Genomic DNA, 13,442 nt, shown 5'->3' with positions numbered 1-13,442 from the left:
TCAGGCGCGTTCGAGCACCGCCATTTCGCGCACCACGACGAGCAGCATCGACAGACTCGTGCCGCCGCTCGCGCGAAGCTCGGTGAGCAAGCGCGTGTAGCGGTCGAGCGCCGCCTCGCGTTTGGCGCGCCAACTCTCCACGATCACATCCGGATTATCGATGCCTCTCGACTGTTCGAGCGCACTCACCGTCAGCGCACGTTTGAGCCGGCCGAGCTCTTCGAGCGCGGCGGCGCGGGCCAACAAGTCCCAGTGCGTGGTGATGGGCAAAGCCATCGCGCGCTCGGCGATACCGCGATAATCCAGCAACGTGCCGATGCCGAAGTAGACGCTCGCCACGATTTCGAGACCACGCTCCGAGCAGGCGGCCACTTCCGCGCTATCGAGCACCGCCGTGGCAATCTCGCCACTCGCGACACGTGCGGCGAGACTGCTTTCCACGCCGGCGTCTTCGAGTTCACGACGGCGCGCGTACCAGGCATCGAGTTGCGTGGCCGGCAAGAGCGCGGGCAGTTGCGGCGCGAGCCTATGCGCGGCTTCACGGCAACGCGCGAGCACGCCCGCCGCATCGTTCGGACTTTGTTCGAGCGTTCGCAGAAACCAGAGTGCGGTGTCGTCAAGCAGACGCACGACATCGACGAACATGCGTGCCTGCACTTCATCCGCGACGAGATTGTCCAGTCCGTCGATATTGCGCCACAAGTCATCGAGGCTGAAGACGTCGCGCGCCATCAATGCGGCGCGCACGATATCGCTCGGCCGCGCATCGGTTTCCTCCATCAGCCGATGCACGAACGTGCAACCCGTGCGATTCACGAGCACGTTGGTCAGATGCGTGGCGAGAATCTCGCGCTTGAGCGGATGATGCTGCATGGTCGCGCTAAAACGGCGCTGCAGCGGCTTCGGAAAATACGCGGGCAGCAGATCGGCGACGAGTGGATCTTCCGGCACGTCGGATTCGAGCAATTCGTCGTAGAGCCACATCTTGCCGTAGGCAAGCAGCACGGCGCGTTCGGGCGATGTCAGTCCTAACCTTGCAGCGGCGCGCTCGGCGATTTCGTCGTCGGATGGCAGGAACTCGATCTTGCGCTTGAGCCGGCCCGCGCGTTCGAGATAACGCATCATGCGCGCCTCGGCATCGAGCGTCTCAGCGACGTGACGGTTAGCAATCGACAACGCCTGCGTCTGCGCGTAGTTGTCTTTCAACACGAGCAGGCCCACTTCGTCCGTCATTTCCGCGAGCAGCACGTTGCGCTGCTTCTCGGTCATCTCGCCGTCCGCGACCACGAGGCCGAGCAAAATCTTGATGTTGACTTCGTGATCCGAGCAGTCGACACCCGCCGAATTGTCGATGGCATCCGTATTGATGCGTCCGCCCTGTTGCGCGAACTCGATGCGCCCCAGTTGCGTGAAGCCCAAATTGCCGCCTTCGGCGACAACCTTGCAGCGCAGTTCCGCACCGTTCACGCGCACGGCGTCGTTGGTGCGATCGCCGACTTGCGCGTTGGTCTCGATACTCGATTTCACGTACGTACCGACGCCGCCGTTGTAGAGCAGATCGGCTTCGGCGAGCAGAATCGCGCGGATCAGCTCGACGGGCGCAAGACTCGATGCCGTGATGCCCAACACCTTCTGCACTTGCGGCGACACGGGAATGGTCTTCGCCGTGCGCGCATGAATGCCGCCGCCCGCCGAGATCAACGCGGTGTCGTAATCGGCCCAGCTCGAACGGGGCAACGCAAAGAGACGCTGACGTTCCTCGAAGCTCGTGGCCGCATCCGGATTCGGATCGAGGAACACATGCCGATGATCGAACGCCGCGATCAGGCGGATATGCCGCGACAGCAACATGCCGTTGCCAAACACATCGCCCGACATGTCGCCGACGCCGACCACGGTGAAGTCGGTGGTCTGCGTATCGAAGTTCATCTCGCGGAAATGCCGCTTGACCGACTCCCACGCGCCACGCGCCGTAATGCCCATCTTCTTGTGATCGTAGCCAACCGAGCCGCCCGAGGCGAAGGCATCGTCGAGCCAGAAGCCGTATTCATGCGCAATGGCGTTCGCATAATCGGAGAAGGTGGCCGTGCCCTTGTCCGCCGCCACGACGAGATACGGATCGTCGGGATCGTGGCGCACGACATCGGGCGGCGGCACGATGCCATCGGGCTTGCGGTTGTCGGTGACATCGAGCAGGCCGCGCAGGAACATCTGATAGCACGCGACGCCTTCCGCGAGAAACGCTTCGCGGTCGGTGAGCGGCGGCGGATTCTTCACGACGAAACCGCCCTTCGAACCGACCGGCACGATCACCACGTTCTTCACCATCTGCGCCTTCATGAGGCCAAGCACCTCGGTGCGGAAGTCTTCGCGCCGGTCCGACCAGCGCAAGCCGCCGCGCGCCACGCGGCCGCCGCGCAGATGCACGCCTTCCACGCGCGGCGCGTAGACCCATATCTCGAACATCGGCTTGGGTTCGGGCAGACCCGGCACTTTTGAAGGATCGAGCTTGAACGACAGATACGGACGCGGTTCTCCGTTCGGCTCGCGGCGGAAATGATTCGTGCGCACGGTCGCCGTGATGACGCCGAGGAACTGCCGCAGAATGCGGTCTTCATCGAGATTCGGCACCTTGTCGAGGGCCGCTTCGATATCGGCGAGCACGCGTTCGACGTGCGGTTCGCGCTCTTCGGCCGAGCCGCCGCGTGCGGGATCGAAACGCACCATGAAAAGTTCGAGCAGCTTCGTCGCGATTTTCGGATTGCCGGTGAGCGCGCGTTCGATATACGCGTCGCTGAAATTCGAGCCGACCTGCCGCAGATACTTCGCATACGCGCGCATGATGGTCACGTCGCGTGCGCCGAACTGCGCGCGCAGTACGAGGCGATTGAAGTCGTCGCTCTCGGTTTCGCCCGTCCAGACGCTCGCGAACGCGTTTTCGAAGAGCGGCTTCACGCGGTCGATATCGAACTCCACGTCGTCCTGCAATTCGAGACCGAAATCGTGAATCCACGCGGTAGGCGCGCCGTTCGGCTCGATCAGATACGGCCGCTCCTCGTCCACGCGCACGCCGAGATGTTCGAGCATCGGCAAGCTTGCGGACAGCGCGATCGGCTCGCCCACGCGATACACCTTGAAGCGAAACGCGCGCCGTCCCGGTTCTATGGCCGCTTCGATCGGCCGATAAAGACTCATCGCGAGACCGCCGGGGCGCGAATGCGTCGCCTCGATCAGTTCGATGTCGCGCACCGCCGTGCGTGCCGGATAATCCTCGCGATAACCGGCGGGAAACGAATCCGCATAACGGCGCAACAGCCGGTTGCCCTCTTCCTCGCCGTGACTGTCGATGAGCGCATCGGCGAGATCGTCCTGCCAGCGGCGCGCGACTTGCACGACGCGCGCTTCGAGTTCGCGCGTATCGACTTCGGGCATTGCGCCACGATCCGCGCGCACGACGATATGAATTCGCGCCAGCGGCGACTCCGACAACAGCGGCGTGAACTCGATGCTCTTGCCGTTGAACGCCTCCATCAGTACTTTGGAAATGCGGCGGCGCAGGTCGGTGTTAAACTTGTCGCGCGGCACGAACACGAGACACGACACGAAGCGGTCGAAGCGATCGCGCCGCACGAACAGACGCGTGCGCTGATGTTCCTGCAGACGCAGCACGCCGAGCGCGATGTCGAAGAGCACGTCTTCATCGGCCTGGAAAAGTTCGTCGCGCGGATATTGTTCGAGCACGGAGATGAGCGACTTCGCGAGATGCCCTTTTTCGAGGAAGCCCGCGCGCCGCACGATGTTCGCGCACTTGCGCCTCACGATAGGAATCTCGGAGGTCGGCACGAGATAAGCCGTCGATGTGTAAAGCCCGAGAAAGCGCCGTTCGCCCGTGACCTTGCCGTCGGGCGAGATGCGCTTCACGCCGACGTAATCCAGATAGCCCGGCCGATGCACCGTGGCACGCGAATTCGCCTTGGTCAGAAAGATCGGCGCCGCGCCTTCGACGATCGCGGCCGCGCCCGGTGGCAGCGGCGTGAGATCGCCGCCCGCCGGCTCGCGCAGAATGCCCGCTCCCGAACCCGGCACGCCGCGTAGCGCGAGACCGTCTTCGTGCTCGACGAGGTCGTAATCGCGGCAGCCGAGGAACGTGAAGTGATCGGCCACCATCCATTCGAGAAAGGCGCGCGCTTCGAGACCGTCGGGAGACGTATCGCGCGCTTTCAGATCGGCGATGGACGCGCGCGCCGCATCGACCACTTTCGGCCAGTCCTCGACCGCCTCGCGCACGTCGCCAAGCACCCGCGCAATGCTCTCGCGCACTTCTTCGAGCCGCTCGCCTTCGCTGCAGCGGTCCACTTCGAAATGAATGAACGATTCGAGCGACGAGCGGCCATCGCCTGCATCGGCGTGACCTTGTCCTATACGCACGATCTCGCCGGCGTGCGGCCCGGCATCCGCGCGCCACACGCGAAACACCGGATGAATGGCCGAATGCAGCGCAAGACCGAGACGGTTCAGCTCCATGGTCACGGAATCGACGAGGAAAGGCATGTCGTCGTTGACGATCTCGACCACCGTATGGTCGGAATGCCAGCCGTGCTGTTCGAGATTGGGGTTGTAGACGCGCAGGACCTCGCGCCCGCCCGCGAACTGCTGCGCCGTTTGCCAGTGCGCCATGGCCGCGCCGTAGAGATCGGCGATATCGCGGCTCGCGATGTCCTCGATATCCACCTGGTCGTAGTAATGACACAGGAAAGGCTCGATGAGCTGGAAGGCGGCGTCAGGCAGACGCCCGTGTGCGAATTCGAGCAGATCCTTGATGAGATGTTCGACCTGCGCTTCGTTCCTGACCAGCATGGTGCCCTCCTCAGTCTTTTCGAGTCTGTCGGATGCTCTGCAGGATTATGCGCCCCGTCGTGCGGAAGCCTTGGATGGACCATGTGCGGATGCACAATGCGCGAGCGCTCGTCAGGGCACCTTATTCCGTCACGATGACGAACGCGCGACAGCCCGAAGACGGGCTGCTCAGTAACCCAACGCGCCGTTGCCGCCGGGAAAGTCGATGGTGCCGGAGTCGGAGAAACGCGTGCCGCCGAATGGACCGCCCGCGAGCTTGCCGCGCGCGACGTAGGAGACCTTGCTGACCGAGTCGCCGGATGCATAGCCGAGCGCCTGACGCGCCACCGATACCGCCGACACCGTCACCGGCACCGCCACCACGACTTCGCCGAAGCGCGGCACCGTGCCGCTTTGCGGACTGACGCCGCTTGCGAAGGAACGGCCGTTGACATCGAGATCGAGCGCGACGCCATCGAAGTTCACGGCGGTATCGTTCGGATTCTGCACGCGCAGCTTCACGGCGAAGCGCATTTCGAGCCCCTGCCCTTCGAGCGGTTCGATGCCCGCGACGCTCACGCGCAGGCTGTCGCGGTTGAGCAGACTCGCGCACCCGGAGAAGGCGAACAGCATCACGAGAGCGGTGATCAGGAAAAGGAAACGGCTTCGCGCGTGATTCGGTTGCATCGGCAAGGGCTCCTGTTGCGAGAGATTAGGCAACGGACATTCTAACGGGGTGATGCCTTCATGCCGGACCGGTCAGCACATGCACCGCGTTCAGCAGCATGCGAACATGCGCGTGATGGAACCAGAGATCGTCCACGACATAGAACGCGGCAACCCATGACAAGCCGACCACGATCAGGTCGCAGGTTCCGCTCGTCCAGAGATTGAGCGAATGACGCGGACCGATCCAGGGCACGCCGAGCGGGTTGGGCCAGTCCGCGAGCAGATGCATGATGCCGCCGCACGCGAACCCGAAGCCGACCGCCGCGGCGGGATGCTGTCTCAGCAAATGCCACGAAAGCGCGAGCAAGGCGACCCAGCCAATGCCCCAATGCGTCAGCGTGCGATGCGTGATCCAGAGCTTGCGCCTCTTGCTCCACCAGGCGACTTCGAGCCAGTCCGGCGCGGTTGCACCGGCTACCCCAGCAAGTAACGCCAGCGCAAGGTAAAGGTAATACATGCCGCCGCTGGTCTTGTCGATGCCTTGCGCGCTGCCGATGTTGCCCATGTGGCCAACGATTGCCGCCGCGATGATTCCCGCAGCCCACCCGGTCGCGTGATGGGCCTTGCTCGATGCCATGACTGCCTTGTCCTGCTTGCAATGAAGAGCGCAGATGTTCGCATGGCGCGCGTCTGCCGGAGCGGGCGGATACAGAAACTTACGTAAATGCGGGACCTGCAACACCGCTCATGGTTCTTTCGGCGGCGAGATGGCGCAGCGTTGACTAGAATGAATAAAACAACGCTGCGCGTGCGCGCCTTCGTGCATCTTTATCTATCGACTTTTATCGTCATGCAACAGCTGAAATACCTGAGCGCTTATCCGAATACGCTACAGGACAAAGTGCGCCGATTGATTGCCCAGCAACAGCTCGGCAGCTATCTCGAAGCGCGTTATCCGCAAAAGCACGCGGTGCAGTCCGACCGCGCGCTCTATCAATACTGTGCGGAACTCAAGAGCGAGTTTCTGCGCGTGGCGCCTTCGATCGACAAGGTCATCTACGACAGCAAGCTCGATGTGCTGCGTCATGCGCTCGGACTTCATACGGCGATTTCACGTGTGCAGGGCGGCAAGCTCAAGGCGAAGAAAGAGATACGGATCGCATCGCTCTTCAAGGATACGGCTCCCGAGTTTCTTCGGATGATTGTCGTGCATGAACTCGCGCACCTGAAAGAGAACGATCACAACAAGGCGTTTTACCGGCTTTGCGAATTGATGCAGCCGGGGTACCACCAAATCGAGTTCGATCTACGGCTTTATTTGACGCATCGGGATTTGGTGCGGGGAGGATGATCAGGAAGAAGGCTAAGGGTGCGACGCCTGCTCGCTCAGTGCCCGAGCGAGGGGTCGTACTTTCAAGTACGCCCCCTCGCGATGACTTAGAGTTGGGCCGTCATTTGGAATCCAACCGTAACGCGTGAGGTTGGAAACCCTGACGGCTTGTAGATTGGCGTGCCGGCAAAAAGGTCGTAACTCAAGCCCGCATATTTCGTTGGGACGCCGCCGCGAATGCCGATTACCGCGCCCACGAGCTGCGTACCCGCGAGAAACGCCGTGTTCGGACCAAAAACGCGTCCATAGTCGATGCCGGCATAGAGCGCTTGCCCTGTCTTTCCGATCGGCGCTTGCAACTCGTTGCGCCAGTAGAAACCGCGCTCGGCCGCGAGCATCTGTTCACCGTCGAAGCCACGCACCGTATAGCGGCTGCCGATGGTCAGATCGTCGATGTAGTTGAGCGTGTCGTTCGTGTACTGGCCGTGGATCGTCGTCACGTAGCGAAGCGCTTGATTTGCGATGGCTAACGGCACCGAGAGGTTCGCATCGAGCACGGCCATGTGGAAGCGGTAAGTCGGGCCGCTTGGCTTGGTCGCCGGCGTAGGTGCGATATTCGGGTCGGGCGGCAAGGATGGATCGGGCGTCGCGCCAAATGCGCCGATGCCCTGGCGAAACGCAAGCGTGCCGTCGAACTGCGCGCCACCCAGGTAATGCCGATCCGTCAGACCAAGTTCCAGGAACGTGTTGTTGCGGTGCTGGAGTTCGATCTCGGTGTCGTCGATGAAGCTCGCGCCGAAGCGCTTCGACAGTTGCACGTAGGTGCCGAACACGTCGCTTTGTCCGCGATGTAAGACGCGCGCGAGTTTGACGCCGGCGGTCTGTGAGTTGCCACTCGATACGAAGGTCTGGTTGGCGCCCGCGATCTGTTGATAGTACGTGTTGGTGTTGCCGAAGACGGTCGCGGTCCAATAGCCCCATGGCATCGAGTACGATCCGTTGAAGCCATGCGAACCCAAGCCCTTGTCGCCGAACTCGAGGTCCTGATTTGCGCCGACAGTGAGGATGTCATTCAGGCCAAGGAGGTTGTCGATGCCGAGACTGAGGTTGCCTTGGAGCTTACCCGTCGCGCGGCTGCCCGAGTTATCGACCGATGCGACGAACGAATAAGGCTTGCCGCGCTTGACCGTGAGCACGACATCGCTCTCGCCGGGGATTTCGGTCGGCTCGATCTTCATGTCCGCATCTTGACTGGCGACGCGCTTCATCTGTTCGATGCCTTGTTCAAGATCGCGCAAGTCGAGGACGTCGCCGGGTCTTGTGGGGAAAGCGGTTTTCCACGCGCCCCGTGACAAGGGTTCGGCGAACCGTATGTCACGAATGACGCCCGGGACTAGCGCGAACTTGAGCGTGCCATGCGACAGGTCTTGCTCGGGTAACAACACGCGTGTGGTGATGTAGCCGCGACTCAGGATCGCTTGCTGCAGGCCTTTGGTCAGCAGGTTCACGCCTTCTTTTCCGATGCATTGATCGGTGTAGTGGCCGAGCCATTCACGTGCGAACGCGAAGGGATCGAGCGGTAGAGCCGATGCGCCTTTGGCGCGTATCGCGTCGGGCAGGCTTGGTGGAACGTCGAGCGCGAATGTGTTGATGCGAAAGCACGGCGATTCGGTTGGCAGGGTTGGAAAGCCCTGATCGCCGGGAACACTTGAGCGCACGGCGGGCGTTTGAACTGACGTCTCACGTTGCTGCGCTTCGCGTTGCTGCTGGACCTGTTGTTCTTGCTGGGCGTTGGCGCGCGCTGCTGCCGCTTCATTTGCGGAGTTTGGTGCTTGCTGTGCGTGTATCCCTAGTGATGCGAAGGCTGTAAGCGGCAAAGCCGTCAGCCACTTTCTGATTCTCATAATGCTCAAATACTCACTTTTACTTCGCATGCCTTCGTCTTCGCAAGCCTTCTTCGCTCATCATTTAAGCTCGAAATCACTTCGTCGGACGATGGCTCTCGTATGTTGTGTCTTGGAGGTGGCGATCTAGCGCGCTCTAGGTTCCCGAAGACGACGCGTCTTGCTTAGGCCAAACTCAGTTAAATCGCCATGATCAAAAAAGTCGCGAAACATCCCGATGACCACATCAACATCGCGGCAAACTGTTTGGTCATTCGACTGACCACCGTTGAGTTATTCGGTTCACCCTGTAGTTCATTTAGCAAGTAAATGAGGATCTTCCCACACGTCGTCATAATGTTCAGTGACAATAAATCTCCAGCCAGGCGGCAATCCGAGGTATGGAATGATCAAAGGTGCCCAATCTTCGATGTGCGTTGCATGCAGGGGAACAAAGAAGTCCGGCGCATCAGAGAACTTGTCTCCAGCCCAAATATACCAACCACATGTACCGCCTTCAGGTTGAAGTCGAAGTCCATTCAATGGACGAAGTCCATCCTTTACATTGCGGTAGATTCCCACCTTGAGACTGAGGTCACATCCAAAGTACGCGGCATTAAATTTCACGCACATTTTCCGCTGTGTTTCGCGAATGTCTTCACTCATAATCAGAATCCAAAATAGCTCTTCATGGCGCGCCCGAAGGCTCCTAGCTGGCCGCCTTGTACTGAAGAACATGTCGGGCAATGCGGCTGGACAGCATCGGCCGAACGCTGTTGCTCCACGTTAACAGAACCTTAACGATAATACTGTACTACTAGAGGATCTACGTGATCCGCAACTTGTTTGCCGGTTACAGCACCACAATCCACACACGGCTGTCCTTGAAATGCTGCATTTTGTGCATTAGTTGGCCCAGCTCCTGTCGGGCGAATGTATGGCGTAGAGACACCTTCGTTAGGCGTAAAGCTACTGTCTTAAACTCCCGATTTTGCATTGCCATTCACTCCGCCCCATGCACCACCACCGCCCACCGTGAGTTTCTCGCCAGCTTCTGCCTCGTTAATAACTCCACCGCCCGACGGCACAATATTTAGATGCTCGTCCGTAATGTCATTACCTGCTGCATTCTCGTGGCCCGGTCGTTCGTCAGGCTTAGGGCGGTGATCTGGCCATTGTACAAATCGACGGCCGAAGCCGCCGCCGCGCCACTGCTGCCGCCCACCGCCGCACCCGCGCCGGTCGCGATGACGTTCGCAATGATATTGCCGAGCGCTCGATCCGCATCGGCGTTGCCGGTCGGACTCGACGCGGCAATGTCGTGGCTCAACTCATTGAGCTTACCTGCTGCCGCCGCCGATATCCCTGCTCCAGCAGCACCCTGCGCTGCATTTCCGATGCTTCCGCCACCCAAGCCGGCCACCGCCGCCCCGCCCGCGATTTGCATCGCGGTTCTGTACTCGGCGCCTTCCTTCCATTAGGTTGGCGCGTTTTGGCGTGCCATCAGTAGAACGCTGCCAAAAGAAATGACGCATTGGCTTATGACCTGTTTTTCATCCAGCCGATAGTTACGGTAACCCAGAATAAAACCGTCAATAGGCCGCCTTTAACCAAAATAAATTTTACATCGACCCATCCCCATTGATAATGGTCGCCATGTATCCACATGGAAATAAAAATCATCCAGATTCTTAACACCATCGCGCCTACGAAGCTCAGAAGGAACAACTTTACGTAGGTAAGGATGTATTTACTCATTTTATTTTCCGACCCGCGTCTTGGCCGCATTTATTCCTGCCGCCCCACTTTCCGCTCCGGCCGCCCCAAAAATCCAGCAGTAATATTCGGAAGATTATTCGGAATAAACCAATTAGCTCCGCTCGATCCGGCTGCAATGGATTGAGCGCCCGCGCCGATCTTAAAGCCTATAGCTGCCGCGCCAGCATTTGCCGCTGCACCCGTCACAATACTGTCGTTCTTACCGGACAAGGCGTTGTTGGTTGCCGTGTCGGCAGCTCCCGTAATTGCATTGAGGCCAACGTTCCAAAAGAATCCACCATACATTCCGCCAGCTCCGCCGATCCCAGCATAAGCGACGTCAACGGGATTCACTGAGCCGTTCTGAATATACTGTGAGGTCGCGTTGACTGTTCCTGTGATCGCGCCGATGCCGAGCGGGGAAGCCCATGTACTTGAACCCAACGCACCATCAATCCCGAAGATCGGCGCACCGGGTATTGTTGCCAGTGCAGGTAGGACTGCCGGTGCCGCCAACGCACCCGCAATAGCGAGTCCAAGTTTAGGGTTAGCTACGGCTCCCGGCAACGCCCTTTGCTCCGGCGTCAGCGCCCCATCCTGGCTACCGTACAAGAACGGATTGTTGTACTCGGCTGCAGTAGCAGCGAACATGCTGCCAGCATTCTGACTAATGAACGCCGTCGCGTACTTGCTTCCGTCCGGCGCCGGTCCCGCGCTCGCGGCCGCATCCACCATTCGATAGCCACTTGCCAGTAACATCTGCTGCGCCTGGTCTGCCGTCAGCGTTTGCCCCGTCTGATCCTTGTAGAAGTCGGCAAACCTCTTCGCGTTATCCTTCGTCCATTTTCTTTCGTCAGGGTGGAGTTGCCGATTGTAAAGATCAGCATTCGACGCCGTCATTGCGCCAGAGCCGCCACCCACGGCAGCACCCGCACCTGTGGCAATCACATTCGCAATGATATTCCCGAGTGCCTTGTCCGCATTTGCGTTACCCGTCGCGCTCGAAGTGGCGATAGCTTCGCTCAACTCGTTCAACTTGCCCGCTGCCGCCGCCGATATCCCCGCTCCAGCAGCACCCTGCGCCGCACTTACGATGCTTCCACCACCCAAGCCCGCCACCGCCGCCCCGCCCGCGATGTGCATCGCAATCCGGTACGCGCCCCCTTCCTTCCACTTATCGGCCGTGTCCTGATCGCCCGCCGCCTCCGCCGCCTGCTTTTGCCGATTTGCATAATTGCCAATCTGCGTCGCCACCGTCTGCGCCACGATCGCCGCTGCCTGCTGCGTGCTCGCCTGCTGGTTGAGCAACTTCGACAGATCCGGCAACTTGCTTACCGTGCCACTCAAGTCGGCCGTGTCACGGTTCAGACTGGCCCGTAGCTCGCATTCAGCTTGTCGGGCTGTGGCTCGAATAGACTGGGTTCAAACAACACAGCCGCGTGCACGTTCAAGTTTAGGATGGCAAGCTCATCACTACGCCCGCTTGAACAGCTGCATTCAACGAAACCGGGCTCAGCGGGGTTCGTTGCTTTAGCGGAAGAGGATGTTCTCTACTACTACATATACGATAAAGCCCATGATTGCGGTAAAGGCTATGGTACCCACGATCTTTTGACCTCGGGTCTTAGGGGTTGATCCAGGAATCCCAACCATAATCACCACCTCAATCCTGTTTTACCTTGATCGTTACTGAACCCACCACTGATTCCACCGATATTTGTGTTTTTTGCTGCACTCGCACCACCACCAACACCGATCACTGTCGCGGTTCCATTGCCGGGCGAAGACACAATACCTCCACCAAATATGCCGTAAGCGCCGGACATACCACCGGCATAACCTCCAGCGAAATTATTCACTTGACCCGGCGAGACGCTTGATTGATTAAGCCATCCAGCCGTAATACTCGCCGACGCTTGAACAGGATTTGGAAGCGCTGCATTTACACCATAACCGAAGAACGAATTCCCATCGCGCGTGAACGTTCCCCATACACTACCCACAAAATAATCAAGCTGGAAGTTCACGAAGTCCGGCGCACGAATCACTCCCGGATTGGAACCCGTGGTCGTCGGCTGGTACGATAGCCCACTACCTTGCGCGCCCTTGGCGATGTAAGCCTGCAAACCCGGATCACCCGGACCAACGCTCTGGGTCCAAACTTGCTGTCCCGCCTGATTTACGCCATAAGGCTGCCAGTCAGTTCCATCTTGCGGCTGCGCGCCAGTCGCAACCCGAACACCGCCTGATTCCGTCAGACCGTTCACCTTCAGATTCATCTGCGCCATCTGATCTTCGATCTGCTGCTCGGTGTACTTGCCGCCGCTCTCGTCGGCTAGCTTCTTGGCCAGCGTCTTTTCCTTCGCCGTGCTGTCCTGATGAAGTTGCCGATTGTAAAGATCAGCATTCGACGCCGTCATCGCGCCAGAGCCGCCACCCACGGCAGCACCTGCGCCTGTGGCAATCACATTCGCAATGATATTCCCGAGTGCCTTGTCCGCATCTGCGTTACCCGTCGCGCTCGAAGTGGCGATAGCTTCGCTCAAATCGTTCAACTTGCCCGCTGCGGCCGCTGAGATACCCGCGCCCGCAGCGCCGCCCGCGATACTACCACCACCAAGACCGGCAACCGCCGCCCCGCCCGCGATGTGCATCGCGATCCGGTACGCGCCTCCTTCCTTCCACTTATCGGCCGTGTCCTGATCGCCCGCAGCGTCCGCCGCCTGCTTTTGCCGATCCGCATAATTGCCGATCTGCGTCGCCACCGTCTGCGCCACGATCGCCGCTGCCTGCTGCGTACTCGCCTGTTGATTCAGCAAGTTAGACAGATCCGGCAACTTGCTTACCGTGCCATTCAAGTCGGCCGTGTCACGGTTCAGACTGGCGATGTCCTGCTTCTGGTTCGCACCATCCGTGATCGTGATCGTTCCCGCGCCGATCGCGCTCTTCGTCGTCGCCGTCTCGTT

9 protein-coding genes are annotated in these 13,442 nt (G+C 59.9%); 1 reads left to right on the top strand and 8 read right to left on the bottom strand.

Annotated elements, in window-relative coordinates; genetic code table 11:
• From NCR98_RS15290 to NCR98_RS15280, 3 genes are all read right to left on the bottom strand, one after another.
• A complete protein-coding gene (locus NCR98_RS15290; protein ID WP_250526581.1) occupies nucleotides 1–4,857 on the bottom strand; it encodes an NAD-glutamate dehydrogenase in 4,857 nt (1,618 codons plus the stop codon).
• 168 nt (nucleotides 4,858–5,025) lie between these two features.
• Nucleotides 5,026–5,523, bottom strand: a complete 498-nt coding sequence (locus NCR98_RS15285; protein ID WP_250526580.1) for an LEA/WHy family protein — start codon at nucleotides 5,521–5,523, stop codon at nucleotides 5,026–5,028.
• Nucleotides 5,524–5,581: 58 nt separating this feature from the next.
• Complete coding sequence (locus NCR98_RS15280) at nucleotides 5,582–6,142, bottom strand: metal-dependent hydrolase (protein WP_250493210.1); 561 nt, start codon at nucleotides 6,140–6,142, stop codon at nucleotides 5,582–5,584.
• Between the two features lie 213 nt (nucleotides 6,143–6,355).
• Between NCR98_RS15280 and NCR98_RS15275 the strand changes: the two genes are divergently transcribed.
• Nucleotides 6,356–6,856: a M48 metallopeptidase family protein gene (locus tag NCR98_RS15275; protein WP_244829716.1), complete on the top strand. Its 501-nt coding sequence runs from the start codon at nucleotides 6,356–6,358 to the stop codon at nucleotides 6,854–6,856.
• Between the two features lie 86 nt (nucleotides 6,857–6,942).
• On the opposite strand, the gene NCR98_RS15270 is transcribed toward NCR98_RS15275, so the two are convergent.
• The 5 genes from NCR98_RS15270 to NCR98_RS15250 form a co-directional block, all read right to left on the bottom strand.
• On the bottom strand, nucleotides 6,943–8,739 hold the full coding sequence (locus NCR98_RS15270) for a ShlB/FhaC/HecB family hemolysin secretion/activation protein (RefSeq protein ID WP_250526579.1): 1,797 nt from the start codon (nucleotides 8,737–8,739) through the stop codon (nucleotides 6,943–6,945).
• Nucleotides 8,740–9,033: 294 nt separating this feature from the next.
• Complete coding sequence (locus NCR98_RS15265; RefSeq protein WP_250526578.1) at nucleotides 9,034–9,384, bottom strand: immunity protein Imm33 domain-containing protein; 351 nt, start codon at nucleotides 9,382–9,384, stop codon at nucleotides 9,034–9,036.
• Between the two features lie 427 nt (nucleotides 9,385–9,811).
• Nucleotides 9,812–10,165 carry a hypothetical protein gene (locus NCR98_RS15260; RefSeq protein WP_250526577.1) on the bottom strand — a complete coding sequence of 118 codons (354 nt, stop codon included), beginning with the start codon at nucleotides 10,163–10,165 and terminating at the stop codon, nucleotides 9,812–9,814.
• A gap of 341 nt (nucleotides 10,166–10,506) precedes the next feature.
• Nucleotides 10,507–11,802, bottom strand: coding sequence for a hypothetical protein (locus NCR98_RS15255; RefSeq protein ID WP_250526576.1), 1,296 nt, complete (start codon nucleotides 11,800–11,802; stop codon nucleotides 10,507–10,509).
• 329 nt (nucleotides 11,803–12,131) lie between these two features.
• Nucleotides 12,132–13,442, bottom strand: a 1,311-nt coding sequence (locus tag NCR98_RS15250) for a hypothetical protein (protein ID WP_502799752.1), incomplete at its 5' end; no start/stop codon positions are given.

Source organism: Caballeronia sp. GAWG2-1, assembly GCF_023631405.1.
Classification (GTDB): domain Bacteria; phylum Pseudomonadota; class Gammaproteobacteria; order Burkholderiales; family Burkholderiaceae; genus Caballeronia.
The sequence above is the reverse complement of the archived record's forward strand: the minus strand, read 5'-3'. Positions and strand labels throughout refer to the sequence as shown.

Coding starts and splice junctions, on each gene's coding strand:
- NCR98_RS15275 (WP_244829716.1), top strand. CDS start 6,356: ATGCAACAGCTGAAATACCTGAGCGCTTATCCGAATACGCTACAGGAC.
- NCR98_RS15260 (WP_250526577.1), bottom strand. CDS start 10,165: ATGCAAATCGCGGGCGGGGCGGCGGTGGCCGGCTTGGGTGGCGGAAGC.
- NCR98_RS15270 (WP_250526579.1), bottom strand. CDS start 8,739: ATGAGAATCAGAAAGTGGCTGACGGCTTTGCCGCTTACAGCCTTCGCA.
- NCR98_RS15290 (WP_250526581.1), bottom strand. CDS start 4,857: ATGCTGGTCAGGAACGAAGCGCAGGTCGAACATCTCATCAAGGATCTG.
- NCR98_RS15265 (WP_250526578.1), bottom strand. CDS start 9,384: ATGAGTGAAGACATTCGCGAAACACAGCGGAAAATGTGCGTGAAATTT.
- NCR98_RS15280 (WP_250493210.1), bottom strand. CDS start 6,142: ATGGCATCGAGCAAGGCCCATCACGCGACCGGGTGGGCTGCGGGAATC.
- NCR98_RS15285 (WP_250526580.1), bottom strand. CDS start 5,523: ATGCAACCGAATCACGCGCGAAGCCGTTTCCTTTTCCTGATCACCGCT.